The organism is Novosphingobium sp. BL-S-34, assembly GCF_056857015.1.
The window spans coordinates 1,661,810-1,688,809 of the sequence record NZ_CM166473.1 but is presented as its reverse complement, the minus strand read 5'-3'; the positions used below and the strand labels follow the sequence as shown (position 1 = coordinate 1,688,809).

The 27,000-nt window shown below is 67.1% G+C and carries 25 protein-coding genes; 17 read left to right on the top strand and 8 right to left on the bottom strand.

What is annotated here, in order from left to right; genetic code table 11:
• The 12 genes from AC1VV3_RS21220 to AC1VV3_RS21165 all read left to right on the top strand — a co-directional run bounded on the left by AC1VV3_RS21220 (window position 1) and on the right by AC1VV3_RS21165 (window position 11,295).
• Window positions 1-1,026 carry an amidohydrolase family protein gene (locus tag AC1VV3_RS21220; RefSeq protein ID WP_482962414.1) on the top strand — a complete coding sequence of 342 codons (1,026 nt, stop codon included), beginning with the start codon at window positions 1-3 and terminating at the stop codon, window positions 1,024-1,026.
• On the top strand, window positions 1,023-1,436 hold the full coding sequence (ligA, locus tag AC1VV3_RS21215; protein ID WP_243654304.1) for a protocatechuate 4,5-dioxygenase subunit alpha: 414 nt from the start codon (window positions 1,023-1,025) through the stop codon (window positions 1,434-1,436). Before AC1VV3_RS21220 ends, ligA begins: the two co-directional genes overlap by 4 nt.
• 1 nt (window position 1,437) lies before the next feature.
• Entirely contained in the window at window positions 1,438-2,349 is a 912-nt protein-coding gene (locus AC1VV3_RS21210) for a class III extradiol dioxygenase subunit beta (RefSeq protein ID WP_482962413.1), read from the top strand.
• Between the two features lie 78 nt (window positions 2,350-2,427).
• Window positions 2,428-3,384 (top strand): Gfo/Idh/MocA family oxidoreductase, encoded by a 957-nt coding sequence (locus AC1VV3_RS21205; protein ID WP_482962412.1) that lies wholly within the window; start codon window positions 2,428-2,430, stop codon window positions 3,382-3,384.
• A complete protein-coding gene (locus AC1VV3_RS21200) occupies window positions 3,384-4,373 on the top strand; it encodes an aldo/keto reductase (protein ID WP_482962411.1) in 990 nt (329 codons plus the stop codon). Before AC1VV3_RS21205 ends, AC1VV3_RS21200 begins: the two co-directional genes overlap by 1 nt.
• A 52-nt stretch (window positions 4,374-4,425) precedes the next feature.
• A complete protein-coding gene (locus AC1VV3_RS21195; RefSeq protein WP_482962410.1) occupies window positions 4,426-5,379 on the top strand; it encodes a formate/nitrite transporter family protein in 954 nt (317 codons plus the stop codon).
• A 58-nt stretch (window positions 5,380-5,437) separates the two neighbouring features.
• On the top strand, window positions 5,438-6,286 hold the full coding sequence (gene fdhD / locus AC1VV3_RS21190) for a formate dehydrogenase accessory sulfurtransferase FdhD (RefSeq protein ID WP_482962409.1): 849 nt from the start codon (window positions 5,438-5,440) through the stop codon (window positions 6,284-6,286).
• A gap of 92 nt (window positions 6,287-6,378) precedes the next feature.
• On the top strand, window positions 6,379-7,593 hold the full coding sequence (locus AC1VV3_RS21185) for a toxic anion resistance protein (RefSeq protein ID WP_465127237.1): 1,215 nt from the start codon (window positions 6,379-6,381) through the stop codon (window positions 7,591-7,593).
• A 5-nt stretch (window positions 7,594-7,598) separates the two neighbouring features.
• Window positions 7,599-8,318, top strand: coding sequence for a hypothetical protein (locus tag AC1VV3_RS21180; protein ID WP_314467132.1), 720 nt, complete (start codon window positions 7,599-7,601; stop codon window positions 8,316-8,318).
• The gene (locus AC1VV3_RS21175; protein WP_482962408.1) at window positions 8,311-8,973 is read left to right on the top strand and encodes a YqiJ family protein; all 663 of its coding nucleotides are present in this window, start codon (window positions 8,311-8,313) and stop codon (window positions 8,971-8,973) included. The genes AC1VV3_RS21180 and AC1VV3_RS21175 overlap by 8 nt, the downstream gene beginning before the upstream one ends.
• A 166-nt stretch (window positions 8,974-9,139) precedes the next feature.
• Window positions 9,140-10,831 (top strand): flotillin family protein, encoded by a 1,692-nt coding sequence (locus AC1VV3_RS21170; RefSeq protein ID WP_132267385.1) that lies wholly within the window; start codon window positions 9,140-9,142, stop codon window positions 10,829-10,831.
• A gap of 107 nt (window positions 10,832-10,938) precedes the next feature.
• Window positions 10,939-11,295 (top strand): EthD domain-containing protein, encoded by a 357-nt coding sequence (locus tag AC1VV3_RS21165; RefSeq protein ID WP_482962407.1) that lies wholly within the window; start codon window positions 10,939-10,941, stop codon window positions 11,293-11,295.
• 162 nt (window positions 11,296-11,457) lie between these two features.
• Here the strand turns inward: AC1VV3_RS21165 and AC1VV3_RS21160 are convergent, their stop codons facing one another.
• Window positions 11,458-12,249 carry an SDR family NAD(P)-dependent oxidoreductase gene (locus AC1VV3_RS21160; protein WP_482962406.1) on the bottom strand — a complete coding sequence of 264 codons (792 nt, stop codon included), beginning with the start codon at window positions 12,247-12,249 and terminating at the stop codon, window positions 11,458-11,460.
• Between the two features lie 196 nt (window positions 12,250-12,445).
• On the opposite strand from AC1VV3_RS21160, the gene AC1VV3_RS21155 reads away from it, so the two are divergent.
• The 4 genes from AC1VV3_RS21155 to AC1VV3_RS21140 are packed head-to-tail and all read left to right on the top strand — an operon-like array spanning window position 12,446 to window position 17,308.
• Window positions 12,446-13,165 (top strand): SRPBCC family protein, encoded by a 720-nt coding sequence (locus tag AC1VV3_RS21155; protein ID WP_482962405.1) that lies wholly within the window; start codon window positions 12,446-12,448, stop codon window positions 13,163-13,165.
• Window positions 13,162-14,031: an FAD binding domain-containing protein gene (locus AC1VV3_RS21150; RefSeq protein ID WP_482962404.1), complete on the top strand. Its 870-nt coding sequence runs from the start codon at window positions 13,162-13,164 to the stop codon at window positions 14,029-14,031. The genes AC1VV3_RS21155 and AC1VV3_RS21150 overlap by 4 nt, the downstream gene beginning before the upstream one ends.
• Complete coding sequence (locus AC1VV3_RS21145; protein ID WP_482962403.1) at window positions 14,028-14,570, top strand: (2Fe-2S)-binding protein; 543 nt, start codon at window positions 14,028-14,030, stop codon at window positions 14,568-14,570. The genes AC1VV3_RS21150 and AC1VV3_RS21145 overlap by 4 nt, the downstream gene beginning before the upstream one ends.
• Window positions 14,567-17,308, top strand: coding sequence for a xanthine dehydrogenase family protein molybdopterin-binding subunit (locus AC1VV3_RS21140; protein ID WP_482962402.1), 2,742 nt, complete (start codon window positions 14,567-14,569; stop codon window positions 17,306-17,308). The genes AC1VV3_RS21145 and AC1VV3_RS21140 overlap by 4 nt, the downstream gene beginning before the upstream one ends.
• Window positions 17,309-17,336: 28 nt before the next feature.
• Here AC1VV3_RS21140 and AC1VV3_RS21135 read toward each other — a convergent pair whose 3' ends face one another.
• Window positions 17,337-17,807, bottom strand: a complete 471-nt coding sequence (locus AC1VV3_RS21135; RefSeq protein ID WP_132267373.1) for an Lrp/AsnC family transcriptional regulator — start codon at window positions 17,805-17,807, stop codon at window positions 17,337-17,339.
• 98 nt (window positions 17,808-17,905) lie between these two features.
• On the opposite strand from AC1VV3_RS21135, the gene putA reads away from it, so the two are divergent.
• Window positions 17,906-21,523, top strand: coding sequence for a trifunctional transcriptional regulator/proline dehydrogenase/L-glutamate gamma-semialdehyde dehydrogenase (putA, locus tag AC1VV3_RS21130; RefSeq protein ID WP_482962401.1), 3,618 nt, complete (start codon window positions 17,906-17,908; stop codon window positions 21,521-21,523).
• A gap of 78 nt (window positions 21,524-21,601) precedes the next feature.
• On the opposite strand, the gene AC1VV3_RS21125 is transcribed toward putA, so the two are convergent.
• From AC1VV3_RS21125 to cobA, 6 genes are all read right to left on the bottom strand, one after another.
• The gene (locus AC1VV3_RS21125) at window positions 21,602-22,813 is read right to left on the bottom strand and encodes an MFS transporter (protein WP_482962400.1); all 1,212 of its coding nucleotides are present in this window, start codon (window positions 22,811-22,813) and stop codon (window positions 21,602-21,604) included.
• A gap of 234 nt (window positions 22,814-23,047) precedes the next feature.
• Window positions 23,048-23,848: a phosphoadenylyl-sulfate reductase gene (locus AC1VV3_RS21120; protein ID WP_482962399.1), complete on the bottom strand. Its 801-nt coding sequence runs from the start codon at window positions 23,846-23,848 to the stop codon at window positions 23,048-23,050.
• Between the two features lie 22 nt (window positions 23,849-23,870).
• Window positions 23,871-24,305 (bottom strand): DUF934 domain-containing protein, encoded by a 435-nt coding sequence (locus AC1VV3_RS21115; protein WP_132267366.1) that lies wholly within the window; start codon window positions 24,303-24,305, stop codon window positions 23,871-23,873.
• Window positions 24,298-25,932, bottom strand: a complete 1,635-nt coding sequence (locus AC1VV3_RS21110; RefSeq protein ID WP_482962398.1) for a nitrite/sulfite reductase — start codon at window positions 25,930-25,932, stop codon at window positions 24,298-24,300. Before AC1VV3_RS21110 ends, AC1VV3_RS21115 begins: the two co-directional genes overlap by 8 nt.
• Window positions 25,932-26,228, bottom strand: a complete 297-nt coding sequence (locus AC1VV3_RS21105) for a DUF2849 domain-containing protein (RefSeq protein WP_132267362.1) — start codon at window positions 26,226-26,228, stop codon at window positions 25,932-25,934. The genes AC1VV3_RS21110 and AC1VV3_RS21105 overlap by 1 nt, the downstream gene beginning before the upstream one ends.
• Window positions 26,225-26,995 carry a uroporphyrinogen-III C-methyltransferase gene (gene cobA, locus AC1VV3_RS21100; RefSeq protein WP_134093495.1) on the bottom strand — a complete coding sequence of 257 codons (771 nt, stop codon included), beginning with the start codon at window positions 26,993-26,995 and terminating at the stop codon, window positions 26,225-26,227. Before cobA ends, AC1VV3_RS21105 begins: the two co-directional genes overlap by 4 nt.
• Between the last annotated feature and the right edge of the window lie 5 nt (window positions 26,996-27,000).

The window sequence follows — 27,000 nt, the reverse complement described above, 5'->3', positions numbered from 1 at the left end:
ATGTCGCTCATCATCGACTGTCACGGTCACTATACCGTTCTGCCCAAGGCGCATGACGCCTGGCGCGAGGCGCAGATCGCCGCTTTCAAGGCCGGTAAAGAAGCGCCGCCGTATCCCGAGATTTCCGATGCGGAAATCCGCCAGACGATCGAGGACAACCAGCTTCGCCTCATCAAGGAGCGCGGCGCCGATCTTACCGTGTTCAGCCCGCGCGCCAGCGCGATGGCGCACCATGTCGGCGATTCTGCGGTTTCCGAGGCCTGGGCGGTCCACTGCAACAATCTTATCGCCCGCGTGGTGAACATGTTCCCCGAGACGTTCGTGGGCGTGTGCATGCTGCCGCAGAGCCCCAAGGCGGACCTTTCCGCCTCGGTGAAGGAACTGCGCCGCTGCGTCGAGGAACTGGGCTTCATCGGCTGCAACCTCAACCCCGACCCGGGCGGCGGCCACTTCGAGCATCCGCCGCTGACCGACGAATACTGGTTCCCGATCTACGAGGCGATGAGCGAGCTGGACGTTCCGGCGATGATCCACGTCTCGGGTTCGTGCAACCCGGCGATGCACGCCACCGGCGGCTTCTACATTGCGGCGGACACCGTGGCCTTCATGCAGCTGATGCAGGGCGACCTCTTCGCGAAGTTCCCCAAGCTACGCTTCATCATCCCGCACGGCGGCGGCGCGGTGCCGTATCACTGGGGCCGTTATCGCGGGTTGGCGGACATGCTGAAGAAGCCTTCGCTCGACGAATACATCATGAACAACGTGTTCTTCGATACCTGTGTCTACCACCAGCCGGGCGTGAACCTGCTGGCCGACGTGATCGACAACAAGAACATCTTGTTCGGCTCCGAAATGGTCGGCGCGGTGCGCGGGATCGACCCGCAGACCGGCTTCTACTTCGACGACACCAAGCGCTATGTCGACGCGCTCGACATCTCGGACGAGGAGCGCCACGCGATCTTCGAAGGCAATGTGCGCAAGGTCTTCCCGCGCCTTGACGCCAAGCTCAAGGAACGCGGCCTGTGACCGACAAGATCACCGACATCCACGCCTATCTCGGCGAGTTCGACGATATTCCGGGCACGCGCGTCTACACCGCTAAGCGCGCGCGTCAGGGCTATCACCTGAACCAGTTCGCGATGAGCCTGATGAAGGCGGAAAACCGCGAGCGCTGGAAGGCCGACGAGCGCGCCTATCTCGACGAATGGCCGATGACCGAGGACCAGAAGCTGGCCGTGCTCGCGCGCGACTACAACCGCCTGCTGGATCTGGGCGGCAACATCTATTTCCTCGCCAAGGTCTTCTCGACCGACGGCCTGAGCTTCCTTCAGGCCGTGTCGACGATGACCGGCATGTCGGTTGAGGATTATCAGGCGATGATGATCGCCGGGGGCCGCTCGCCCGAAGGCGTGCGCTCCATTAAGGAGCACCGCTAAGATGGCCCGCATTACGCACGGCATCGCCTGTAGCCATATCCCCGCGCTCGGCGTCGCCAGCGACTTCGATAAGTGGGAAGATCCTTACTGGAAGCCGATCCAAGAAGGCTTCGCGCCCACGCAGGCGTGGGAAGCGGAGAACCTGCCGGACGTCGTGATCCTGGTCTACAACGACCACGCATCGGCCTTCGACATGAAGATCATCCCGACTTTCGCGATCGGCTGCGGCGAAAGCTACAAGCCTGCGGACGAGGGTTGGGGCCCGCGCGCGGTGCCCGACGTGGAAGGCCATCCGGACCTTGCCTGGCACATCGCCCAGAGCCTGATCCTCGACGAGTTCGACATGACCATCATCAACGAGATGGACGTCGACCACGGCCTTACCGTTCCGCTGTCGATGATGTTCGGCAAGCCCGCCAAGTGGCCGGTGAAGGTGATCCCGCTGGCGGTCAACGTCGTCACCTATCCGCCGCCGTCGGGCAACCGCTGCTGGGCGCTGGGCGAGGCGATCGCGCGTGCCGTGGAAAGTTTCGATGAAGACCTGAACGTGCAGGTCTGGGGCACCGGCGGCATGAGCCACCAGCTCCAGGGCCCGCGCGCGGGCCTCATCAACCGCGAGTGGGACACCATGTTCCTCGACAAGCTGTCGGGCGACACGCAGGAACTGCGGTGCATTCCGCATATCGAATACCTGCGCGAAACCGGCAGCGAAGGCATCGAGATGGTCATGTGGCTGATCATGCGCGGCGCGCTGGGCAAGGAAACGCGCGAACTGCGTCGCTTCTACCACGTGCCCGCCAGCAACACGGCCGTGGGCCACATCGTGCTGGAGCCGGTGAACGGCGATGTTCCGCCCTCGACCACCGTCGAAGGCAACAATGCCGAAGCTCAAAACCTGATCGACTGCCCCTGATCGACTTACCGATTCCGCGTGCCGGTGGTTGACGCCGGCACGCCCTTTGTCTTTGACAGACACCCCAAGGAGATTCCCATGCGTATTGCCCTCGTAGGCGCCGGCGCTTTCGGTGAAAAGCACCTCGACGGCCTCAAGAACATCGACGGCGTAGAGATCGCCTCGGTCATCAGCCGCTCGGCCGAACAGGCTGCCGAAGTGGCCGCCAAGTACGGCGCGCCGCACTCCGGCACCGATCTGGCCGAAGTGCTCGCCATGCCGGACGTCGATGCCGTGATCCTCTGCACTCCCACGCAGATGCATGCCGAACAGGCCATCGCCTGCATGAACGCCGGCAAGCACGTGCAGGTCGAAATTCCGCTGTCGGACACCTGGGCCGATGCCGAGGCGGTTGTCGCCAAGCAGCAGGAAACCGGGCTGGTCTGCATGGTCGGCCACACCCGCCGCTTCAATCCTTCGCACCAGTACGTGCATGGCAAGATCACCGCGGGTGAGTTCAACGTCCAGCAGATGGACGTGCAGACCTACTTCTTCCGCCGCAAGAACATGAACGCCAAGGGCCAGCCGCGCTCGTGGACGGACCACCTGCTATGGCACCACGCCGCGCACACGATCGACCTGTTCGCCTACCAGTCGGGCAAGATCGTCGCCGCCAACGCGCTGCAGGGCCCGAAGCACCCGGAACTGGGCATCGCCATGGACATGTCGATCCAGCTGAAGGCGGAAACCGGCGCGATCTGCACGCTCTCGCTCTCGTTCAACAACAACGGCCCGCTCGGCACGTTCTTCCGCTACATCGGCGACAGCGAGACCTACATCGCGCGTTACGACGATCTGGTGAACGGCCGCGAAGAGCCGATCGACCTCACCGGCGTCACTGTGTCGAACAACGGCATCGAGCTTCAGGACCGCGAATTCGTGGCCGCCATCCGCGAAGGGCGTGAGCCCAACTCGTCGGTCGGCAAGGTGCTCGATTGCTACCGCGTGATCGGCGAGCTGGCCGAGAGCCTCGAAGCGCAGGACGGCTGGTCCTGATGACGAAACGCCTCCTCGCGGGCCGTCCGGTCCACTCCGTCGGTCTCGGCTGCATGAATGTGGCCTGGGCCTACGGCAATCCGCCGTCTCGCGAGGAGGCGGTCGCCCTGTTCCGCCATGCGCTGGATGCAGGCTGCGATCACTTCGACACCGCCAATATCTATGGCATGGGGCTGAGCGAGGAAATTCTCGGCGAAGCGATCATGGACCGGAGGGGCGAGTTCCTGCTGGCCTCCAAGACCGGGATCCTGATCGACGGCGCCCGCCGCGGGATCGATTGCGCGCCAGACAGCATCACCGCCTCGCTCGACGCCAGCCTGAAGCGGCTGGGCACCGATCATATCGACTTGTTCTACATGCACCGCTTCGACCCGAAGGTGCCGATTGCCGACTCGGTGGGCGCCATGGTGCGCGCGATCGAGGCGGGCAAGATCGGCGCCTATGGCGTGTCCGAATGGTCCACCGCCCATATCCGCGAGGCGCATGCCGTGCATCCAGTGGCGGCGGTGCAGACCGAATATTCGCTCTGGACCCGCAACGTGGAACTGGGCGTGATGGATGCCACGCGCGAACTCGGGATCGCGCTCGTCGCCTTCTCGCCGGTCGCGCGCGGGGCGCTGGGCGGTGAGCTGACCGATGTGAACACGCTCACCGAGAAGGACCTGCGTCGCAATTTCCCGCGCTTCATGGGCGAGAACTGGGCGCACAATCTGGCGCTGATCGCGGAGTTCAACGCTCTGGCCGCTTCGGTCCAGGCAACCCCGGCGCAGCTCGCGCTCGCCTGGGTGCTGGCGCAGGGCGAGCACGTCCACGCAATTCCGGGCACCCGATCGATCCCGCATTTCGACCAGAACCATGCCGCCGCCGGCTTGCAGATCGACGCCGCCGTTCTGGAAAAGGCGGGCGCGCTGATGAACCAGCAGACCATCGCCGGCCATCGCTACCCGGACACGATCAAGCCCAGCATCGATACCGAGGACTACGTCTGACCCGCTTCTGCGCGGCGGAGCACGCCTCCGCCGCATCGGGGAATAAGGAACCATGCGTTCCGGGGGCGGTTCTGACGGGATGGACAATGCCGCCGAAACCGCCCCCCAGTCCGACCCGGCCCAATCCGGCTCCGACGACGAGCGCGACCTCTCGCACGACGATCCCGAGCGGCAGGAAACCGACCGCGACATAGAGCAGGACGAATCCGGCCTGACCGGCCACGAGCGCGGCCAGATCAAGGACAACTTGCGGCTTTCCGCAATCACCGTCTTCTCGGTGATCCGCCGCGAGGGCGAAGAGGAACTGCACCGCCCGGCGATGTCGCTGTGGTTCTCGGGGATCGCCGCCGGGATCGGCATTTCCACCTCTGTCTTCGCGCAGGGCCTGCTGCACAACGCTTATGCGGACCACCCCCAGCGCGAGCTGATCGCCGCTTTCGGCTATGCCATGGGCTTCGTGCTGGTGGTGCTCTCGCGCCTCCAGCTCTTCACCGAGAACACCCTGACGGCGGTGCTGCCGCTGCTCGCCAGCCCGAACCTGGAGCGCCTCTGGCGCACCGGGCGGCTCTGGGCGATCGTGCTGGCGGCCAATCTCCTGGGCACGTTCCTGACCGCGCTGCTGGTCGACATCTTCGCCGATCCCGCCCATCCCACCGTGGCGGGCATGCTCGACGTCTCCCGCAAGGCGGCCGAGGCGCAGGGTTGGACGGCGCTGCTGGACGGCGTACCGGCGGGCTTCTTCATCGCGGCATTCGTGTGGATGCTGCCGAGTTCCAAGGGCTTCGAGATCTTCGTGGTCGCGCTGTTCGCCTGGCTGATCTCGGCTGGCGGCTTCGCGCATGTCGTGGCGGGGTCGACCGAGATGTTCCTGCTGGTGCTTCACGGCGAGCTGCCGATCCTGGACGCTTTCACCTTGCATCTGGCGCCCACGCTGCTCGGCAATGTGATCGGCGGCACCGGCCTTTTCGCGCTGCTGGCCTTCGGACAGATCAAGGCGGAGATTTGACCCGTTCCAATCCGGCAGGGGGGATGACCGCGGCCGGCCGCCCGGCTAGAAAACGCGCATGAACGGTGCAGAGACGATCAGGGTTCGGCGCAGTGCCTATGGCGCGCGGATGGCCGCGGAAGACCCCGCGGGAGAGGCCTTCGCGATCCCCGTGGAAGCGCCGGTAGCGATAGAGACCAACGGCATTGCTTACGCAGTGATGATGGCGACCCCACTGCAGATCGAGGATTTCGTGACCGGTTTCCTCATGGCCGAAGGGTTGGCCGCCGCCGATGAAGTGGGCGAGGTGGCCGTTCACGCGGTGGAGAACGGGGACTGGGGCGCCGGCTACGTCGCCCGCGTGAACCTGCCGCCGGAACGGCTGGGCCTGATCGTCGAGCGGGCGCGGCGCCGCGTGGGAGACAGCTCCTGCGGCATCTGCGGCATCGAGGGTGTGGAAGCGGCGCTGCGGCCCCTGCCGCCGCTGACCCGCCGCAGCCAGGCCGCCCCCCCGGCGATCCGGCGCGGGCTCGACGCCATGCGCGCCGGCCAGGTGCTGGGGCGCGAAACCCACGCCACCCATGCGGCCGCCTTCTGCGACGAGGCGGGCAATGTCATCGCGCTGCGCGAGGACGTGGGCCGCCACAATGCGCTCGACAAGCTGGTGGGCGCGCTCGCGCGTGCAGGGGTCGATCCGGCACAGGGCTTCATTATCGTCACCTCGCGCTGCTCCTACGAACTGGTGGAGAAGACGGCGCGCGCCGGCTGTCCGCTGCTGGTGGCGATCTCCGCCCCCACGGATCTGGCCGTCCGCCGGGCGCGGGCGGCGGGGCTCAGGCTCTGCTTCGTGGCGCGGGACGATACGATGCTGGTGATGCCGGACGGCGCGGAGACCGACGAAGGGGCCACCCCGCTCGTCGAACCGTAAAGCGACGCCTTCCTGTTTTGCTTGCAGTATTCGCCGGCAATCCTAGATTCGTTGGCCAGGACACATTTCTTGAAGGACGGGGATTTTCTTTCATGGCGACGACGACCGATCAGGCAGTTGGGGGTGAGCTGAAGCTGACGCCTCCCGATCCGGTGCCCGTGGTCCAGCCCGAGAAGGCGGCCGGTCTCGTGCCCGTGGGCGATGAGCAGAAGTCCAAGCTGCAGGTCCGGGTGGACGAGTTCGTGGCCGATCTCGTGTCGCAGGACGTGAACTCGCCCGAATTCGGCCGCCGTGTCGACCAGATCACCAGCATGGGCCGCAAGGAGATTTCCGAGGCTTCGGGCCAGTCCAACCGCTTCCTCGACCGCCCGGTGCGCGCGATGGACAAGGACGCCGGTGTCGGCGCCGACCTTGCCGAACTGCGCCGCACGGTGGAAGACCTCGACCCCTCCACCAAGGGCGACCTGCTCTCGCGCCGGAAGATCTTCGGGATCATCCCGATGGGCAACAAGCTGCGCAACTATTTCGACGGCTACCAGAGCGCGCAGGGCCACATCGGCGCGATCCTCGCCCGCCTGCAGGGCGGCAAGGACGAGCTGCTGATGGACAACGCCTCCATCGACGTGGAGCGTCAGAACCTCTGGGCGGCGATGGGCAAGCTCGAACAGATGATCTTCATGTCGAAGGCGCTGGACGAGACGCTGGAACAGAAGGCCGCCGATCTCGATCATGTCGACCCCGCCAAGGCCAAGGCCGTGCGCGAGAGCGCGCTGTTCTACGTGCGCCAGCGCACGCAGGACCTGCTGACGCAGATGGCGGTCTCGGTGCAGGGCTACCTCGCGCTCGATCTGGTGAAGAAGAACAATGTCGAGCTGATCAAGGGCGTCGACCGCGCTTCCACCACCACCGTCGGCGCGCTGCGCACGGCCGTCACGGTGGCGCAGGCGATGGCCAACCAGAAGCTGGTCCTGGACCAGATCACCGCGCTCAACACCACGACCGCGCGGATCATCGACGGCACCGGCCAGATGCTGAAGGACAACACCGCGCGCATCCACGAGCAGGCGGCGAACGCCACGATCCCCCTGGAGACGCTCAGCCGCGCCTTCCAGAACATCTACGACACGATGGATTCGATCGACACCTTCAAGATGCAGGCGCTCGATTCCATGAAGCAGACCGTGCAGTCGCTGGAGGGTGAGGTCACCAAGTCCAAGGCCTATATCGCCCGCGCGCAAGGCCAGGCCGAAGGCACGGCGCTGGGCAGCGACAAGACGGCGAAGGCCATGCTCGAGGCGCTCGACTGACAGCCATGGCCAATTCCGTCACGCCCCGCAGTCGCAATGCCGCGAACCAGGAAGTGATCCGTGCCGCACGCCGCCAGCGCGCGGCGCGGCTCTACAATGCCCGCAAGGAGCGCTGGAGCTTTCGCTGGCGCCGCATTCGCCGTGCTTTCCTGGCGCTGTTCGGCATCTTCATCGTGGCCCTGACTGCCGGGCTGATCCTCGGCGGGCTGTCTTTCACCACCACGGTGCTGACGACGCTGCTGGCCTTCGCGGTGTTTATGGTGCTCTCGATCTATCCTGCCACGCCCAAGCTCCGTGCCGAGGAACTGGGCAGCGCGACATTGCCCGAGCTGGCCGGATCGGCGGAACTCTGGCTGGAAACCCGCCGCCGCGCCTTGCCCAATGCCGCGGTCGATGCGGTGGACATGATCGGCGTGCGCCTCGAACAGCTGGCGCCGCAGCTTGCCACCTTGCAGGACAACGGCCCCGCCGCGCATGAAGTGCGCAAGCTGCTGTCGGAACACCTGCCTTCGCTGGTGGACAGCTATACCCGCATTCCCGCCGAGCTGCGCAACAAGACCCATGCCGGCAGCACGCCTTCGCAGCAGCTGGTGGAAGGGCTCAACGTCATCGCCGGCCAGATCGAGGCGATGAGCCTGGACCTCTCGCGCGGAGACCTGGATGCACTGGCGACGCGCGGCCGTTTCCTCGAGACCAAGTACATCGACGCGAGCGACGATGGTTGAGCTGCTGACGAGGGCGGGGAGCCTGCCGTTTTCGGTCGCCCTGGCCCTGATGCTGATGTTCGCCCTGCTCCAGATCGTCGGTCTCGGCGATTTCCTCGGCGGCGATACCCACCTCGATGTCCATGCCGATGTTCATGCGGGCGTCCATGGGACCCTCCACGGGCATGGCGGCGTCGATGCAGGGCTGCTGTCGGTGCTCGGTCTCGGCCGGGTGCCGTTCCTGATGTGGCTCATGCTGCTGCTCACCGTGTTCGGCCTGATCGGCATTTCCGCGCAGGAGCTGCTGCTCTCGCTGACCGGGAGCACCTGGAGCGCGTGGCTCGTCGCGCCCGTCGTTGCCCTCGTTTCGCTGCCGATCACTGGCGCGCTGTCACGGGGGCTCGGCCGGATCATCCCGCAGGACGAGACGAGCGCGATCGACGTTTCCGCGCTGGTCGGGCGGGAAGCGGAAATCCTGGTCGGGACCGCGCTGGCCGGAAGCCCGGCGCGCGGGCGCGTGTTCGATCACTACGGCCAGGCGCATAATGTCATGGTGGAGCCCGATCTGCACGACCAGCGCTTCGTGCAAGGCGAAAAGGTGCTGCTGGTGCGGCGCGAGGGCGACTTGTTCAAGGCCATTGCGCGGGGCGACCACTACCTGCCGCGCCTGGACTGAAAAGGGCCGCGCGTCAGGGCGTGACAACTGCGGTTAACGCTTTGAAAGCACGGCGCGTCAGGCCGGTTTTCCTGGGAAATCCGCGCCTGTTCTGCTAGCTTTCCTGTCTATTTGATTGCGTGGTCCCGGGCTTTGGCCGGACGACGCCAGGGGGAGTATCGAAGACATGCAAGACCTCGTCGGCATCGGAATTCTAGCCGGCATCGCCCTCGTCCTGTTCCTGGCGCTGGGCCTGATGCTCGCGCGGCTCTACAAGCGCGCTTCCAAGGAAATCGGCTTCGTGCGCACGGGCTTCGGCGGCGAGCGCGTGGTCATGAACGGCGGCGCGCTGGTCCTGCCGGTCTTCCACGAGACCATGCCCGTCAACATGAACACCGTGCGCCTGGCGGTGGAGCGCAAGAATCAGGATGCGCTCATCACGCTGGACCGCCTGCGCATCGACGTGAAGGCCGAATTCTACGTGCGCGTCCGCCCCGATGCCGGTGCCATCGCCATGGCGGCGCAGACGCTGGGCGCCCGCACCATGCATCCCGAAGCGCTGAAGGAACTGGTCGAAGGCAAGTTCGTCGATGCGCTGCGCTCGGTCGCGGCGGGCATGACGATGAACCAGCTTCACGAACAGCGCGCGGACTTCGTGCAGAAGGTGCAGCAGGTTTCCTCGTCCGATCTCGCGATGAACGGGCTTGAGCTGGAATCGGTGTCGCTGACCGGGCTGGACCAGACCTCGATCGAGCACTTCAATGCCAACAACGCCTTCGATGCCGAGGGTCTCACCAAGCTGACCGAGCAGATCGAACTACGCAAGAAAGCGCGGAACGACATCGAGCAGGACACCCGCGTCCAGATCGAAACCAAGAACCTGGAAGCGGAGCGCCAGTCGCTCTCGATCCAGCGCGACAACGAATTCGCCAAGCTGGAGCAGGAACGCGAGATCGAGATGCGCCGGGCCGAGCAGGCGGCCGAAGTCGCGCGCGAGCAGGCCTTGCGGGGGCGCGAGGCCGAGGAAGCGCGCATCATCGCCAAGCAGCAGGTCGATTCGCAGCAGATCGAATCGGATCGCACCATCCAGCAGGCCAAGATCGCGCAGGCCCAGGCCGTCGAACTGGCGCGCCAGGGGCAGCAGATCGCCATCCAGAACAAGAGCCGGGAGGAAAGCCAGGCCAAGGCTGACGCCGACGAGGCCCGCGCCAAGGCGGTCGCCGCCGAGGAACAGGTCATCACCAGCCGTGAGACCGAGATCGCCGAGCGCGCCAAGCGCATCGAACTGATCGAGGCCAGCAAGGAAGCCGAGCGGCAGGCGATCTCGGTCAAGGTGGAAGCCGAAGCCGAACGCGAAGCCGCCGCCAACCGCGCCGAGGCCTTCCGCCTTGCCGCCGAAGGCGAGGCCGAGGCCGAGAAGCTCCGCGCCGAAGCCGCGCGCGTGCGTTTCGAAGTGGAAGCGGCGGGTCAGCGCGCGGTCAACGAAGCGGCAAACCTGCTCTCGTCCGACCAGATCTCGCTGCAGATGAAGCTCGCCCTGCTCAAGGTTCTGCCGGAAGTCGTGCGCGAATCCGTGCGACCGCTGGAGGCGATCGATTCGATCAAGATCGTGCAGGTCGACGGTCTGACACAGAAGGGCGGTTCATCGGCTTCGTCGGCTTCGGTCGGCGGATCGGGCAACCTGGCCAACGACGCGGTCAGTGCCGCGCTTGCGTACCGTGCGCAGGCCCCGGTGATCGACGGGCTGATGAAGGAGCTTGGCCTTGACGGTGCGTCGTTGGCCAATCTCGTGCAGGGCGCGGCGCAGGTTCCGGTGGCGCCCGCCATCCATGCCCCGGCGAACGACGCCAGCGCGGGTGTTGTGCGCGAAGCGGAGTGAATCCGGGCGGGCGGCGCCCGCCCGCTCATCGCCCCGGCGACCCGGCTCTCGGTGTCGCCGGGGAGGCCGCGTGCTAGCTCTCGGCCTGGACGAGAAGGAGGCCCGCGATGGACCGGCAATTCCACAAGATCCTGCTGTTCATGAAACGGCGCGCCGACCTGACGCCGCAGCAGTTCCGCGACTACTACGAGACGCGGCATGCGCCCCTCGCGGAGCGCTATTCGCAGGGCGTCAGCCGCTACATCCGGCGCTATGTCGATCCCCAGCCGCATCCCGAAACCGGCGATTTCACCGATGGGCCGGACGTCATCACCGAACTCTGGTTCGAGGACGAAGCGGTGTTCCGCCAGACCCTGGCCTATATTACGCAGAACCTCATGCCCGACGAGATCGTCGCGGATGAGCGCAATCTGTTCGACCGGGCCTCGTTCCGCATCGCGACGGTCATGGAGCGCGAGAGCTAGAACGCAAGGGCAGGGGATTTCGCAAAGGCGGCGATCGGGTTTGCGCAGGCGCCGGCGGAACTTGGCATCACGACCGGGCGGGCCAGCGCATTTCAGCGCTTCCCGCCCGTAGCGTCATCGTCTCAGGAGGTCACCGTCTCAGAGGGGCACCGTCTCAGGGGATCACAGGCCCAGGCGGCCCAGTATCCCCCCATCCACCTTGATGTCGCAGCCGCTGATATAGGATGCGGCCGGCGAGCAGAGGAACTCCGCCACGGAGGCGATTTCGTCGCCCAGTCCCTGCCGCCCGAGCGGCGTCATACCCATCATCCGCACCATCTGCTCGCTCGCCTTGGCTTCGGCGCGGCTCATTTCGGTGTCGATGAAGCCCGGCGCGATGGAGGCGATGCGCAGGCCGCGCTCCCCGAAGGCCGCCGCTTCCCGCCCGACCAGCCCGATCACCCCGCGCTTGGACAGCGTATAGCCCATGCCAGGATTGGTGGAGAAACGGTCGACATCCTCCCGCCCCTTGCCCGCGACGAGGTCCTGCACGGCCGCGACCATCGCCGGATCGGGGATGAGATAGGCCGACATCGAGGAGATCAGCACCGCGCAGCCGCCCTCCTCGAATCGCGGCAGGAGCGCGGCGACGAGGCGTTCGGTGGCGAAATAGTTCACTTCCAGAATGCGCGGCGCCTCGGCCATCGTCGGCGAGAGACCGGCCGTATGGACCAGCGCGAAGAGCGGCGCTTCGCCCAGGGTATCGAGCAGGCGCTGCGGGAATTCTGGCGCGGCGATGTCCCCGGCCAGCGTCGAGACTTGCACGCCGTCCCGGCGCAGTTCGGCGGCCACGGCCTCCAGCCTTTCGGCATTCACGTCGCTCAGCAGCAAGGGGCGGCCTTGCGCGGCGAAGCGGGCGGCGACCGGGCGGCCCATGCCTCCGGCGGCTCCGGTGACGATGACGGTAGCGTTCATGATCTCTCCCATTCGCCGTTCGCCGGCCTTGCGCAGATGTCGTAACCGCCGCCCCGCCCTCCGGCCAGCACCTGCGCGACTCATCGCTCCGGGGAATAAGATACAGTGTCGCTCATAGTTCTTGCATTGCGGGCCGTCCCGTCGTTTCATCGCCCAAGCCGGAAAACGGGCCGGGCAGGGAAGCGGGAGAGCGCAAATGCAGATGACGGGCGAGCAGCGGGTCGCGGCGCCGCGCCGGAAGGTGTGGGAAGCGCTCAACGATCCCGTCGTTCTCGCCCAGTGCATTCCGGGCTGCCAGAGCCTGGAGCGAGAGGGGGACGATCGCTTCGTTGCCGTGGCGGAAGTGAAGATCGGGCCCATCGGCGCGCGGTTTCGGGGGCAGGTGCACCTCTCCGATCTCGATGCGCCCAATGGCTATACGATAACCGGCTCGGGCAACGGGGGCATTGCCGGAAGCGCCCGGGGCGGCGCGAAAGTGCGGCTCAGTGACGGCGAAGATGGCGGAACGCTGGTCGCTTACGAAGTCGAGGCGGAAGTGGGCGGCCGCATGGCCCAGCTGGGCGGGCCGATCATCGATGCGACGGCGAAGAATCTCGCCGGCAAGTTTTTTACCAGGTTCGGGGAGGTCGTCACGGGGGGCGCTCCGGCGCCGGTTGCAGCGGGGGAGCTTGCAGCCGGCGCCGGGCAGGGGGCGACTGCAACGGCGCCGGTGCTTTCCGCGCCGCTCGTTCCCGGTGCGCGCGCCGCGCCGGGAGGGACTGTCTGGGGCTGGGTGGCCGCGCTCCTGCTGGCGCTGGTGGCAGGTTTCATGCTGGGTGTGAAAGGACTCCACGCAGAGTTCCTGGGCGTGGCGGTGCTGCTGGTGGTCACGGCCGCCGCCGCCTTCGAGGCCGGGCGCAGGGGAGCGCCGCGATGAAGCCCGCGCCGTTCGACTATGTCCGCCCGGCCAGCGTTGCCGAGGCCTGCCGGGTGCTGGCGGAGGCCGGCGGGGGAGCGACGGTGCTGGCAGGCGGGCAGACGCTCATGCCCCTGCTGAACTTGCGGATGAGCCAGCCTTTCATCCTCGTCGACCTTGGCGGCATCGCGGAGCTGCGCGGCGTTTCCGAAGTCGCGGGCGGGATTCGCGTGGGCGCCATGACGCTGCAGGCCGAGGCCCTGGCCGATGCAACGCTCGCCCGGCGGCTCCCGGCGTTGGTCACGGCTCTGGGCCATGTCGGGCACCACCAGACGCGCAACCGCGGGACGGTGGGCGGATCGATCGCGCTCGGCGAGCCGGCGGCGGAAATGCCGGCGACGGCGATCGCGCTGGGCGCCACGCTGGAGATCATCTCGACAAGGGGCACACGGCACGTCGCGGCGGCGGACTTCTATCTCGGCCCTTACATGACGGTGCTGGAACCGGACGAACTGCTGACGGCCGTGGTCTATCCCGACTGGGCGGCGGGGCATCTGGTGCTGTTTCGCGAAGTGGCGCAGCGGCCCGGAGACTTCGCGCTGGTCGGCATGGTCGGCGCGCTGGTGCTGGAAGACGGCAAAGTGGCGCGGGCCGGACTCGCCTGGTTCGGCATGGGGCCGACGCCGATCCGCATGCGCCGGGCCGAAGAGGCGCTGCTCGGCGCGGCCCTGGCCGATCTCGACGTCGAGGCCGTGGCGGGACTGGCCGTGGCGGAGAGCGCGCCTTTCGACGATCACCACGCCAGTGCGGAATACCGCCGTACTGTCGGCCGCCGCATCTTCGCACGGGGCCTGCGCGAAGTTCTGGACCTGAGGGAGGCCGCATGAGCGAACACGCCATCGCATGGACCGTCAATGGACACCGCCGTCATGACCGGGTGGAGGCGCGCACCAGCCTTGCAGACCATCTGCGACTGGAGGCGGGCTGCACCGGGGTGCACCTGGGATGCGAGCATGGCGTTTGCGGCGCCTGCACGGTCCTGGTCGACGGGCGGGCCGTGCGCGCCTGCCTGATGCTGGCGGTCCAGGCGGACGGAGCGGACGTGACCACCGTCGAGGGCCTCGCCGCGCCGGACGGCACGTTCCATCCGGCGCAGGAGGCCATGCGCGAGGCCCACGGGCTGCAATGCGGCTTTTGCACGCCGGGCGTGCTGATGACTTTCGCGGCGCTGACGGCGGGCGAGGAACCCGCGGACGAAGCGACGATGATCGCCGCCATGTCCGGCCATGTCTGCCGTTGCACGGGCTATCAGGGCATCCGGCGCGCTGCTCGGGCCCTGGCGGAGGGCAGGTACGGAGGCGGGGCCGAGCGCATGAGCGGAGACGGGGCGACCGGCCCTGCCGCCGGCAAGGGGCAGGCGGCATGAATGCGCAGGCGCCCGGCGGCGGGCTTGGTGCCACGCGCTGGATCGGCAAACGCGCGCTTCGCAAGGAAGATCCGCGCCTGCTGACCGGGCGCGGGCAGTTCGTGGACGACGTGAGCCTGCCCGGCATGCTCCATGTCGCTTTCGCCCGCAGCCCCGTGGCGCGTGGGCGCATCCTGTCCATCCAAAGCGAATTCGCCCGCGAGATGCCCGGTGTCCATGCCGTGCTGACCGCGGCGGACCTCGCCGCGCGGCCGATCCGCATGCTCTCGTTCTTCTTTACCGAGGCGGAGATCGCGATTGCGCCGCTTGCGGACGGTCAGGTGGCCTATGTCGGCGAGCCGGTGGTCATGGTCGCCGCGGAGACGCGCGCCATGGCGGAAGACGCCGCCTCCCTGATCGAGGTCGAGTACGAGGAGCACGATCCCGTCGTCACGATCGCGCAGGCCAGGTCGTCCGCGGCGATCCATGCCGGGATGGACAGCAATGTCGCAGCCGAAATCGGCGACGAAGACATCGAGGAGGAGCTGGAGCGCAAGCTCGCCGGATCGGCGCTGCGGCTCAGCCACAAGGTGGTCCACCAGCGCATCTCGCAGGCGCCCATGGAGACGCGCGGGGTGATCGCCGCGCGCGACGGACCGGAAGAACTTACGCTCTGGATTACCTGCCAGAGCCCGCATCTCGTGGCGCGCTGGGTCAGCCTGGCGCTGGATCTGCCGGATACCGCGATCCGGGTCATCGCCAAGGACGTGGGCGGCGCCTTCGGGCTGAAGAACCATCCGTGGAAGGAGGAAAGCGCGGTCATCGTCGCGGCGCTGCTGCTGGGGCGGCCGCTCAAGTGGATCGAGGACCGCTACGAGGCGCTCACCGCATCCAACCAGGCACGCGAGGCGGAGATGACCCTGCAGGCGGGGTTCGACGCGGAAGGTCGGCTCACCGGTTCCCACGGCATCTACGACTGCAACAACGGTGCCTTCCCGCAAGGCGCGGACAGCAATATCGCCGTGCACATGTTCGTCTGGGCGGCCTACAAGCAGCCTGCCTACGCCTTCGTCTCGCGCGGATGGTACACCAACACCAACGGCCTTGCCGCCTATCGCGGGCCCTGGGCGATGGAATCGCTGGTCCGCGAGACCCTGCTGGACAAGGCGGCGCGCAAGCTGGCGATCGATCCGGTGGAGATCCGCCGCCGCAACCTCGTCTACCTTGCCGACCAGCCCGCCGTGACCAGCATGGGCATTCCGCTGCAGGACATCACGCCCGGCGAATGCCTGGAAAAGCTGCTCCAGCACTTCGACATGGCGCAGTTCCGCCGCGAACAGTCGCGCGCGCGGCAGGAGGGCCGCTATCTGGGCGTGGGCCTGGCGTCCTATGTCGAACCGACCGGCTCGGCGGGATCGATGGCGCCGATGACCGGCGAGCTGGCGCAAGTGCGGATCGAACCGACGGGCAAGGTCACCGCGACGATGTCCACCCATTCGCAGGGCCACGGCACGGCCACGACGATGGCCCAGTGCATCGCAGACCGGCTGGGCGTGCGCTACGAGGATGTGACCGTGTTCGAGGGTGACAGCTCGCGCGGTGGCTTCAGCCCCGGAGCGGCAGGAAGCCGTCAGGGCGTGATTGCGGGCGGGGCGGCGATCCGTTGCTCGGAACTGCTGGCGGAAAAAGTGCGTGCCGTGGCCGCGCACTTGCTCAATGCCAGTGCCGAAAGCGTGGTGCTCGACGCGGGCATGGTCCGGGTGGAGGGCGCGCCGGAAATGGCGCGGCCGCTCGCGGAGATTGCCGCCATCGCCTATGGCGAGCCCGACCGTCTGCCGCCGGGGCTGGAAACCGGGCTGGAGATGCAGTTCCGTTATCAGCCGCAGCCGATGACGTTCACCAGCGCCACCCATCTTGCCGTGGTGGAAGTGGATGTGGACACCGGCTTCGTCTCGATCCTGCGCTGGATCTCGTCCGAGGATTGCGGGACGGTCATCAACCCGGCCGTGGTCGAGGGGCAGATTTCCGGTGGGCTGGCACAGGCCATCGGCATGGTCTTGCTGGAGGAGATGCCTTACGACGCGCGGGGCAATCCGCAGGCGGCGACGTTCAAGGACTACCTCCTGCCGTCGATTTCCGACGTGCCGGTGTTCGAATTCGTCCACGCCAATACCCCGTCGCAGACCATCGGCGGCATGCGCGGCGTGGGGGAGGGCGGCGCGATCATCGGTCCGCCCACGCTGGTGAACGCCATCGCCGATGCCCTTTCGCCGTTCGGGGAGATCGAGGACCTTGTCCTGCCGCTGACGCCGGGCCGCATTCTTGACGTGATCGAACAGCGCGACGTATCGGGCCTGCACAAGCCGGAGCCGGTGCGCGCCGAGCCGGCGCCTGCCGCCGCCATCGCGCCGGACCCGGAACCGGACCCCGGGCCGAACGATGAGCAGCCCGCCGCGGTGAGCGGGCCTGGGGGAGACTGGAACATGGTGCTCAAGACGCCGATGGGGTCGCAGGCGATGCTGGCGCACTTCGACGTGGAGGGCAGCGCCGTCAGCGGCTACCTGTCATCGCCGGAAGGCAGGCAGGACTTCGGCGGCGGCACGTTCGAGACCGGGCGCCTGCGGTTCGATCTCAAGGTGGAGAAACCGATGAAGATCACGCTCAAATACGATCTGGAACTGCGCGGAGACACCCTCGGCGGGAAGTGCAAGATGGGCATGTTCGGATCGGCGAAAGTCACGGGCGAGCGGGTACCGTGAGGGATGCCGCCCGGCCCGATCGGCAGGGCTAGCTGCTGGCGTCCTTCACCGTTTCCATGGCCACATATGTGGACGTGCTGGAAACATGCGGCAGGTTCGACAGTTTTTCGCCCAGAACCTCGCGGTAACGGCGGATGTCGGTGGTGCGGACTTTCAGCAGGTAGTCGAAATGGCTGGCGAGCATGTGGCACTCCTCCACTTCGGGAATGCGGCGGACGGCGGCGTTGAACTCCTTCAGCGCCTGCTCGCGCGTGTCCGACAGCTTGACCTCGGTGAAGGCGACATGGTCAAGGCCCAGGCTGGCCGGATCGACCACGGCGCGGAAGCCCCGGATCACCCCCGAATCGATCAGCCGCCGCATGCGGACCTGGCAAGGCGTCTTGGAAAGCCCTACGTTCTGCGCAAGGTCGGTGACGCTCATGCGCCCGTCGGCGCGCAAGGCGGCGATGATCTTGCGATCGAGTTCGTCCAGATCGACGTGTTTTACGCGATTTGCCATCCGTTTGGCCTGCAAGATCCCGAAAGATAAGTTCAGATGAGCCAATCTGTGCCTGTGAAAAGTCGGATTGCCAAGCGACCTTGGGATATTGGCGATTCATGACCCACACGCCCGCACGCACGCCCCTCTTCGGCGCCTTCGCCCCCGCCGTCAGCGAACCGACCCCGCTTCGCCGCGCGATCACCGATGCTTTCCGCCGCGACGAGGCCGCCTGCATGGCGCCGCTGCTTGACGCGGCGACGCTGCCCGAGGCGCAGCGCCAGGCGGTTCGCGAGACGGCCATCCACCTGGTCTCCACCTTGCGTGCCAATCACAAGGGCACCGGCGTCGAGGGTCTGGTGCAGGAATATTCGCTGTCCAGCCAGGAAGGCGTGGCGCTCATGTGCCTGGCCGAGGCGCTGCTGCGCATTCCCGACAATGCCACCCGCGACGCGCTCATCCGCGACAAGATCTCCGACGGAGACTGGAGCGCGCACCTCGGCGGCGGCAAGTCGCTCTTCGTCAATGCCGCGACCTGGGGGCTGGTGGTGACGGGCAAGCTGGTCGGCTCGGTCGACGACAAGGGCCTCGGCTCGGCCCTGACGCGGCTGGTCGCCCGCGCAGGCGAGCCGGTGATCCGCCGCGGCGTCGATCTGGCGATGCGCCTGATGGGCGAGCAGTTCGTGACCGGCGAAACGATCGGTGAAGCCGTGAAGCGCGCGCGCGCGCTGGAGGAAAAGGGCTTCGGCTACAGCTACGACATGCTGGGCGAAGCCGCCACCACCGCGGCCGATGCCAACCGCTACAACGCCGACTATGTGAACGCCATCCACGCCATCGGCAAGGCGAGCGCCGGGCGCGGCATCTACCGGGGGCCGGGCATCTCGATCAAGCTCTCGGCGCTCCATCCGCGCTACACCCGGGGCCAGGCGGAGCGCGTGATGGGCGAACTGCTGCCGCGCGTGAAGGCGCTGGCCGTGCTCGCGCGCGGCTACGATATCGGCTTCAACATCGATGCCGAGGAAGCGGACCGCCTCGAACTCTCGCTGGACCTGCTGGAGGCGCTGGCCCTCGATCCCGAACTCCAGGGCTGGGACGGGCTGGGCTTCGTGGTCCAGGCCTATGGCAAGCGCTGCCCCTTCGTGCTCGACTGGATCATCGATCTGGGCCGCCGCGCCGGGCGCCGCATGATGGTGCGCCTGGTGAAGGGCGCCTATTGGGACGCCGAGATCAAGCGCGCGCAAGTGGACGGGCTGGCCGATTTCCCGGTGTTCACCCGCAAGGTCCACACGGACGTGTCCTATGTCGCCTGCGCGAAGAAGCTGCTGGCTGCGCCGGACGCGGTGTTCCCGCAGTTCGCCACTCACAATGCGCAGACGCTGGCCACGATCTACCATCTGGCCGGGCCGGACTTCGCGATCGGCCAGTACGAGTTCCAGTGCCTCCACGGCATGGGCGAGCCGCTCTATTCGCAAGTCGTCGGCGCCGGCGAATCCGGGAACAATCTCGACCGGCCCTGCCGCATCTACGCGCCGGTCGGCACGCATGAGACGCTGCTGGCCTATCTCGTGCGCCGTCTCCTGGAAAACGGCGCGAACTCCTCGTTCGTGAACCGCATCGCCGATCCGGCCGTGCCCGTGGAAGAGATGGTGGGCGATCCCGTAGACGTCGTGCGCGCCATGCCCGATCCGGGCGCGCGGCACGACCTGATCCCGCTGGCGGCCGACCTCTACCCCGGCCGCCGCAATTCGGACGGCATCGACATGGCCGACGAGGCGGCGCTGGCCTCGCTGTCGCAAGACCTGCGCCGTTCCGCCGCGCGCGAATGGTTCGCCATGCCCGCCAATGCCCAGGGCGGCGAGCGCGCCGTGCTCAACCCCGCCGATCACGCGGACGTGGTGGGCCGGGTGATCGAAGTGGCCCCGGAAGCCGCCTCCGTCGCCGTCGCTCGCGCCGCGATCAGCCGTTGGAGCCAGGTATCCGTGGACGAGCGCGCGGCCATGCTGGAGGCCGCCGCCGATGCCATGCAGGGCCGGATCGGGCTGCTCATGGGCCTCGTCATCCGCGAGGCCGGCAAGTCGGCCGCCAATGCCATCGCCGAAGTGCGCGAAGCGATCGACTTCCTGCGCTACTATGCGAAGCAGGCCCGCGAGACGTTCGGCGCCGATCAGGTGCCGCTGGGGCCGGTGGTCTGCATCAGCCCCTGGAACTTCCCGCTGGCGATCTTCGCAGGGCAAGTCGCGGCGGCGCTGGTGGCAGGCAACCCGGTGCTGGCCAAGCCGGCGGAGGAAACGCCGCTGATCGCTGCCGAAGCCGTGCGCCTGCTGCACGAGGCCGGCGTGCCCAAGGACGCGCTCCAACTGCTGCCGGGCGACGGCAAGCTGGGCGCCGCGCTGGTGGCGGCGCCGCAAGTGGCGGCAGTGATGTTCACCGGCTCTACCGAAGTGGCGCGCCTCATCCAGAAGCAGCTGGCCGGACGGATTTCGGCCCATGGTCATGCCGTTCCCTTCATCGCCGAGACCGGCGGCCAGAACGCGATGATCGTCGATTCCTCGGCTCTGGCCGAGCAGGTGGTTGCCGACGTGATCGCCTCGGCCTTCGATTCGGCCGGACAGCGCTGCTCGGCGCTGCGGGTGCTCTGCCTCCAGGAGGAAGTGGCGGACCGCACGCTGGTCATGCTCAAGGGCGCGCTGGCGGAGCTGCGGGTCGGCAATACGCAGGAACTCGCGGTCGACATCGGGCCGGTGATCACGGCCGAGGCCAAGGGCATGATCGACGGCCACGTCGCTCGCATGAAGGCGCGCGGCTGCAAGGTCGAGCAAGTGGCGATCCCCGCGACGTGCGGATCGGGCACTTTCGTGGCGCCCACGATCATCGAGATCTCGACGATCGACCAGATCGAACGCGAGGTGTTCGGGCCGGTGCTGCATGTCCTGCGTTTCAAGCGCGATGAACTGCCCGCGCTGATAGAGGCGATCAACGCCACCGGCTACGGATTGACGTTCGGCCTCCACACCCGTCTTGACGCGACGGTGGAGCAAGTGACCTCGGCCATCCGTGCGGGCAATCTCTACGTCAATCGCAACACCATCGGCGCGATCGTCGGCGTGCAGCCTTTCGGCGGCCGCGGGCTCTCGGGCACGGGTCCGAAGGCGGGCGGTCCGCTCTATCTCGGGCGACTGGCGCGGCAGGCGCCGCAAGTGCTGGATGCGCCCGCCAGGACGGCGCCGCTTGTAGAGGCTTTCGCGACCTGGCTGTCCGGGCAGGGCGATGCCGCTTCCGCGGCCGCGGCGCGCAGCCTGGCGGGCGGATCGGGGCTGGGCATGGAACTGAGCCTGCCGGGCCCGGTGGGTGAGATCAATCTCTATGCCCTTCACCCGCGCGGCCGCATCCTGCTGCGCCCGGCGACGCAGGAAGGGCTCTACGGGCAAATGGCGGCCGTGCTGGCCACCGGCAACACCGCGACGGTCGAGGGCATGGCGCTTCCGGCCGGACTGCCCGAAGCCGTGGCCGCCCGTTTCGCTCCCGATGCCGGCGCACATTTCGCTGCCTGCCTGGTGGAAGGCGATGCCGAGGCGGTTCGCGCGGCCTGCAAGGCCGTGGCCGAGCTGCCCGGGCCGATCGTGCCCGTCCACCGCACGCCGGGGCCGAACCTGGTCTGGCTGCTGGAGGAAGTCTCCACTTCGATCAACACCACGGCGGCGGGCGGCAATGCCAGCCTCATGATGATCGGCTGACGCCCCTGCCAGCCGGACACGAAAAGGCCCGCGAGTGACGAACTCGCGGGCCTTTCTTCATCCGGTGCGCGGAAGGCCTCAGCAGGCCGGGACCGGCTGCCCGGCCATGGCGCCTTCGTGCTCGCGCTTGTGCAGGGTCAGCGTCACCAGGAAGATCGCCAGCCCGCCCAGAGACAGGCCCATGCCGATCCAGCCTGTCGAGGTCAGGCCGTAGCCTGCCGAAATGGCCAGGCCGCCGAGCCAGGGGCCAAGCGCATTGGCCATGTTGAAGGCGCTGTGGTGCGCCGCCGCGGCCAGGGCCTGCGCGTCGCCCGCCACGTCCATCAGGCGGGTCTGGAGGATCGTGCCGAGGCCGCCGGCAAAACCGATCATCACCACCACCACGCTCAGCGTCCAGACGTTGCTTGCGGCCATCGGGAACAGCGCAAGGGCGAAGGCGCTGAACAGCAGCGCGCCGATCGCGGCCTTGTTCAGCGAGCGGTCGGCCGCCCAGGCCCAGAACAGGTTGCCCACCGTCATGCCCACGCCGAACACGGCCAGGACCACCGGCACGAGGTGCTCGGAAACCTTGGTCACTTCGATCATGGTCGAGGCGATGTAGGTGTAGACCGCGAAGAGGCCGCCGAAACCGATGGCGCCGGTCAGCAGGGTCAGCAGCACTTGCGGGCGGCGCAGCGCGCCCAGTTCGCGCATCGGGCTGGCGCCTTCGGCTGCCTTCTGGTGCGGGGCGAAGAGCGCGACGAGCGCCATGGTGATGACGGCCAGCACCGAGACGATGGCGAAGCCGGTGCGCCAGCCGAAGGCCTGGCCCAGCCAATTGGCCAGCGGCACGCCGATGATCGTCGCCACCGTCAGGCCGGACATGACCAGCGCCACCGACTGGGCGCGGCGGTTTGCCGGCACCATCGAGGCGGCCACCAGCGCGGCGATGCCGAAGTAGGCACCGTGCGGCAGCCCGCTGATGAAGCGGAACAGCAGCAGCAGCGGATATGTGGGCGCCATGGCCGAAAGCGCGTTGCCCACCGCGAAGAGCGCCATGAGGCCGATCAGCAAGGCCCGCCGGGGCAATTTCGCGGCCAGAACGGCGATGATCGGCGCGCCGACCACGACGCCCAGCGCATAGGTGCTGATCGCATGGCCCGCCTCAGGCTCGGTCAGGCCGAGATCGCGCGCGAAATAGGGCACGAGGCTCATCGCGGCGAATTCGGTCGTGCCGATGGCGAAGGCACCCATCGCCAAGGCGAGGATGACGAGCGCGGGGTGAGTATGGGTTTTTTGCTGATCGGTCATGTTGCACTGCAATATTTTGGGGGCAAGTGCGATCTAGTGGACCCCGGCGCCATGCCAACCCCGACCAGGAGTGCAATAATTGCACTCCTGGTCTTGTTTGTTGCAATGGGTTGCGCGGCTGTGGCTCTGCCGGTGTCCCGGTGAAAGGTTCAGGGCAATGCTCTGGTTCGGCCAGGGGAGTGCTCCAAGCAAGCCCTTGCCCGAAGCGAACCCTTGCCCGAAGCGAACCCTGGCTCAGAGCCCCGGATCGAACTCGGGTGCGTTCTTGGTCGTGTAATCCGAATGGGTGGCGACGTGAATGCCGCATTCGGTCTTGTTCCAGCCGCGCCAGCGGCCGGAGCGCGGGTCTTCGCCTGCGGCGACCTTGCTGGTGCAGGGCATGCAGCCGATCGAAGGATAGCCCTCGGCGACCAGCGGATGCGCCGGCAAGTCGTGTTCGGCGATATAGGCGGCGATCCGCTCGGGCGACCAGTCGATCAGCGGGTTCACCTTGAGGCGGCCCTGCGCGTCAGTGGTGTCCACCTCGAAGCGAGGCAGGGTGGCGCGGGTGGAGGCCTGGAACGCCTTGCGGCCGCTGAACGAGGCATCGAAGCCCAGCAGGGCCTTTTCCAGCGGCTTCACCTTGCGGATTTCGCAGCAGCCGTCGGGATCGTAGGACCAGCGCAGTCCGTTTTCGTCCTTCTTCGCCAGTTCCTCGGCATCGGGGACGAGGTTGCGCAAGTCCTTCAGTCCCAGCCGCTCGATCAGCAGGTCACGATAGGCCAGGGTCTCGGGGAAATGCTTGCCGGTTTCGAGGAACAGCACCGGCACCGTGGGATCGACGCGGCTGATGAGATGCAGCAGTACCGCCGATTCCGCACCGAAGCTGGACACGATCGCGATATCGCCCACCATGCGTTCCTTGAGCACCGTTTCGAGCATCTCGCTCGTTTCGGTGCCGCGGAAGAGGCGGTTGAGGCGAACGGCATCGGCCTCGTCGAAACGAGGGCCGGTGTCGATCAGGTCGCGAATACGGGCAGCTTCGGTGTGGGGCATCGGTGGTTCCCTGTAGGGACGGTTACGCCGGGTGGCGCTTCGCCCAGATCGCCGGGCGACCGTCGACGACGGTGGCCTGGTAGACGTTGTCCCAGCGATCGAACGCATTGCGGGCGTCCTGTTCGTTGAGGGCCTTGTCGGGCGCGAAGGCGTCGAAGCCGCAGCGCTTGAGGTGCGAGAGCATGTCGATCACCAGATCACCCACGGCCCGCATTTCGCCCTGGTAGCCCGCTTCGCGAAGCAGGCGCGCCGAGGAATAGCCGCGGCCGTCGGTCCAGGCCGGGAAGCTCACTTCGACGAGCGAAAGCCGGTCGAGGTAAGGCAGCAGGTCGCGCGCATCGTCGCCCGGCTCGATGCGGACGGCGGAGGCGTTGGACTGTTCGGAGAACGAATCCACGGTGACGGCGGGGTCGTTGACGGTTTCGTCGTCACGGAAACGGAACTGGACCTCAACCATAAATGGCCTCCTTGAACGGATCCATGCCGATACGGCGATAGGTGTCGAGGAAGCGCTCCTCGCCTTCCTTGTTGGCGAGATAGACTTCGGTGGCCTTTTCGATGGCGTCGACGACGCCGTCCTCGGTGAAGCCGGGGCCGATGATCTTCGCGAGCGAGGTATCCGCGCCTTCGCTGCCGCCGAACAGGAGCTGGTAGTTTTCCAGGCCCTTCTTGTCGACGCCGAGGATGCCGATGTGGCCGGCATGGTGGTGACCGCAGGCATTGATGCAGCCCGAGATCTTCAGCTTCAGCTCACCGATCTCGGCCTGGCGCTGGGCGCTGCCGAAACGCTCGGAGATCTTCTGCGCGACCGGGATCGAGCGGGCATTGGCCAGCGAGCAATAGTCGAGGCCGGGGCAGGCGATGATGTCGCCCACGGTGTCGAGGTTGGCAGTGGCGAGCCCGGCTTCATCCAGCGCCTGCCACACGGTGTAGAGGTCGGCCTTGCGAATGTGCGGGAAGACGATGTTCTGGGCGTGAGTGACGCGCAGTTCGTCGAAGCTGTAGTCCTTGGCCAGCTGCGCCATCAGGCGGATCTGGTCGGCCGTGGCATCACCGGGGATGCCGCCCACGGGCTTCAGCGAAACCGTGGCGATCACGTAGCCGGCCTGCTTATGGGCATGGGTGTTACGCTCCACCCAGAGGCGGAAGTCGGGATCGGTCAGGTCCAGATCGTCCGACGCGCCGGTGTCGTAAGCCGGGGCGGTGAAGTGCGCCTTGATGCGCTCCAGCTCGGCGAGCGGCGGCTCGATCGGCTGGGTCAGCAGGTGCGCGAACTCTTCCTCGACCTGGCGGACATATTCGTCGCGGCCCAGTTCGTGGACGAGGATCTTGATGCGCGCCTTGTACTTGTTGTCGCGGCGGCCGTAGCGGTTGTAGACGCGCAGGCAGGCTTCCGAGAACGTGATGAGCTGGTCCAGCGGCACGAAGTCGCGGATCAGGGGCGCGATCATCGGGGTGCGGCCCATGCCGCCACCGGCGTAGAACTGCGCGCCGATCTCTCCGGCGTCATTCTTCACCATCTTGATGCCGATGTCGTGCAGGCGCATCGCCGCGCGGTCCGTTTCGGAGGCGATGACGGCGATCTTGAACTTGCGCGGCAGCACCAGGAATTCCGGGTGGAAGCTGGACCACTGGCGCAGCAGTTCCGCATAAGGACGCGGATCGACGATCTCATCCGCGGCGGCACCGGCGAACTGGTCGGAGCTGATGTTGCGGATGCAGTTGCCGCTGGTCTGGATGGCATGCATCTCCACCTTGGCGAGTTCGGCCAGGATGTCGGGCGTGTCTTCCAGCTTGATCCAGTTGTACTGGATGTTCTGGCGCGTGGTGAAGTGGCCGTAGCCGCGGTCGTACTTGTCCGCGATGTCGCCCAGCAGCGTCATCTGCGCTGAGTTCAGCGTGCCATAGGGCACCGCGACGCGCAGCATGTAGGCATGCAGCTGGAGGTAGAGGCCGTTCTGCAGGCGCAGCGGCTTGAACTGGTCCTCGGTCAGGTCGCCGGCAAGGCGGCGGCGCACCTGGTCACGGAATTCCGCGACGCGCGTATCGACCATCTGCTGGTCGTATTCGTCGTACTTGTACATCAGATCACCCAGTCTGCGGCTGCGGGGTCGGAGGCTTTCGGCGTCAGGTCGAGGCGCACGGTCGGCCCGAGGGCGCGGATGCGCTCCTTGATATGGGCGGGGCGGATGCCTTCAGCGGTCTTCTCGCCATCGACGACATAGGCGGCGACGGCGTGCTGGGCGCCTTCCTCGCGCGCCACCAGGGCGGCGCCATGTTCGCCCACGTCGGCGGATTCGTTGACGTCGAGCGACCAGCCCACGCCGGTCCACCAGATGACCGCTCCGGTCTTCAGGTCGTTGCCCGTCAGGATCTTCACTTTGTTGCCTCCAGCGCCAGGGCGCGAATGGTGTTGTCGGGTTCTGCGGTGACGTGCCCGATAACGATAAGCGCGGGACTTTGCACCTTCGCATCCGCGATCAGGTCGGCAAGTCCGGCGAGCGGCCCGCGCAGCACGCGCATGGCCGAGCGGGTGGCGTTCTCTATCACCGCCACCGGCACGTCCGGCGCCAGGCCGTCGGCCATGAGCTTCTCGGCGATCTGGGCGGAGGTGGCAATGCCCATGAAGATCACCAGGGTGCGACCCTTGCCGGCCAGGCCGGACCAGTCCTGATCGGCCAGACCCTTGCACTGGCCTGCCACGAAAGTGACGATCGAGGCGTGGTCGCGGTGGGTAAGCGGAATCTGCGCAGCGGCCGAGGCGCCCAGCGCGGAGGAAATGCCCGGCACCACTTCCACGGGAACGCCGGCGGCATGGCAGGCTTCCGCCTCTTCGCCGCCGCGGCCGAACACGAAGGGATCGCCGCCCTTCAGGCGCACCACGTCATGGCCCGCGAGGGCTTCGCGCACGAGCAGGGCGTTGATCTCTTCCTGCTTCATGGTGTGGCGGGCGCGGCTCTTGGCGACCGAGACCAGCCGAGCGGAAGGCTTGGCCATCGCCAGGATGGCCGGATCGACCAGCCCGTCATGCACTATGAGCGCGGCATTCATCAGCAGCCGCGCGGCGCGCAGGGTCAGGAGATCGGGGTCTCCGGGACCGGCGCCGACCAGATAGACTCGGCCGATAGAGGCGGGAATCGCTTGCATGGTGC

Excerpts from the sequence above, each read along its gene's own strand:
- AC1VV3_RS21220 (WP_482962414.1), top strand. The coding sequence starts at position 1 with ATGTCGCTCATCATCGACTGTCACGGTCACTATACCGTTCTGCCCAAG.
- AC1VV3_RS21210 (WP_482962413.1), top strand. The coding sequence starts at position 1,438 with ATGGCCCGCATTACGCACGGCATCGCCTGTAGCCATATCCCCGCGCTC.
- AC1VV3_RS21205 (WP_482962412.1), top strand. The coding sequence starts at position 2,428 with ATGCGTATTGCCCTCGTAGGCGCCGGCGCTTTCGGTGAAAAGCACCTC.
- AC1VV3_RS21200 (WP_482962411.1), top strand. The coding sequence starts at position 3,384 with ATGACGAAACGCCTCCTCGCGGGCCGTCCGGTCCACTCCGTCGGTCTC.
- AC1VV3_RS21195 (WP_482962410.1), top strand. The coding sequence starts at position 4,426 with ATGCGTTCCGGGGGCGGTTCTGACGGGATGGACAATGCCGCCGAAACC.
- fdhD (WP_482962409.1), top strand. The coding sequence starts at position 5,438 with ATGAACGGTGCAGAGACGATCAGGGTTCGGCGCAGTGCCTATGGCGCG.
- AC1VV3_RS21185 (WP_465127237.1), top strand. The coding sequence starts at position 6,379 with ATGGCGACGACGACCGATCAGGCAGTTGGGGGTGAGCTGAAGCTGACG.
- AC1VV3_RS21180 (WP_314467132.1), top strand. The coding sequence starts at position 7,599 with ATGGCCAATTCCGTCACGCCCCGCAGTCGCAATGCCGCGAACCAGGAA.
- AC1VV3_RS21175 (WP_482962408.1), top strand. The coding sequence starts at position 8,311 with ATGGTTGAGCTGCTGACGAGGGCGGGGAGCCTGCCGTTTTCGGTCGCC.
- AC1VV3_RS21170 (WP_132267385.1), top strand. The coding sequence starts at position 9,140 with ATGCAAGACCTCGTCGGCATCGGAATTCTAGCCGGCATCGCCCTCGTC.
- AC1VV3_RS21165 (WP_482962407.1), top strand. The coding sequence starts at position 10,939 with ATGGACCGGCAATTCCACAAGATCCTGCTGTTCATGAAACGGCGCGCC.
- AC1VV3_RS21160 (WP_482962406.1), bottom strand. The coding sequence starts at position 12,249 with ATGAACGCTACCGTCATCGTCACCGGAGCCGCCGGAGGCATGGGCCGC.
- AC1VV3_RS21155 (WP_482962405.1), top strand. The coding sequence starts at position 12,446 with ATGCAGATGACGGGCGAGCAGCGGGTCGCGGCGCCGCGCCGGAAGGTG.
- AC1VV3_RS21150 (WP_482962404.1), top strand. The coding sequence starts at position 13,162 with ATGAAGCCCGCGCCGTTCGACTATGTCCGCCCGGCCAGCGTTGCCGAG.
- AC1VV3_RS21145 (WP_482962403.1), top strand. The coding sequence starts at position 14,028 with ATGAGCGAACACGCCATCGCATGGACCGTCAATGGACACCGCCGTCAT.
- AC1VV3_RS21140 (WP_482962402.1), top strand. The coding sequence starts at position 14,567 with ATGAATGCGCAGGCGCCCGGCGGCGGGCTTGGTGCCACGCGCTGGATC.
- AC1VV3_RS21135 (WP_132267373.1), bottom strand. The coding sequence starts at position 17,807 with ATGGCAAATCGCGTAAAACACGTCGATCTGGACGAACTCGATCGCAAG.
- putA (WP_482962401.1), top strand. The coding sequence starts at position 17,906 with ATGACCCACACGCCCGCACGCACGCCCCTCTTCGGCGCCTTCGCCCCC.
- AC1VV3_RS21125 (WP_482962400.1), bottom strand. The coding sequence starts at position 22,813 with ATGACCGATCAGCAAAAAACCCATACTCACCCCGCGCTCGTCATCCTC.
- AC1VV3_RS21120 (WP_482962399.1), bottom strand. The coding sequence starts at position 23,848 with ATGCCCCACACCGAAGCTGCCCGTATTCGCGACCTGATCGACACCGGC.
- AC1VV3_RS21115 (WP_132267366.1), bottom strand. The coding sequence starts at position 24,305 with ATGGTTGAGGTCCAGTTCCGTTTCCGTGACGACGAAACCGTCAACGAC.
- AC1VV3_RS21110 (WP_482962398.1), bottom strand. The coding sequence starts at position 25,932 with ATGTACAAGTACGACGAATACGACCAGCAGATGGTCGATACGCGCGTC.
- cobA (WP_134093495.1), bottom strand. The coding sequence starts at position 26,995 with ATGCAAGCGATTCCCGCCTCTATCGGCCGAGTCTATCTGGTCGGCGCC.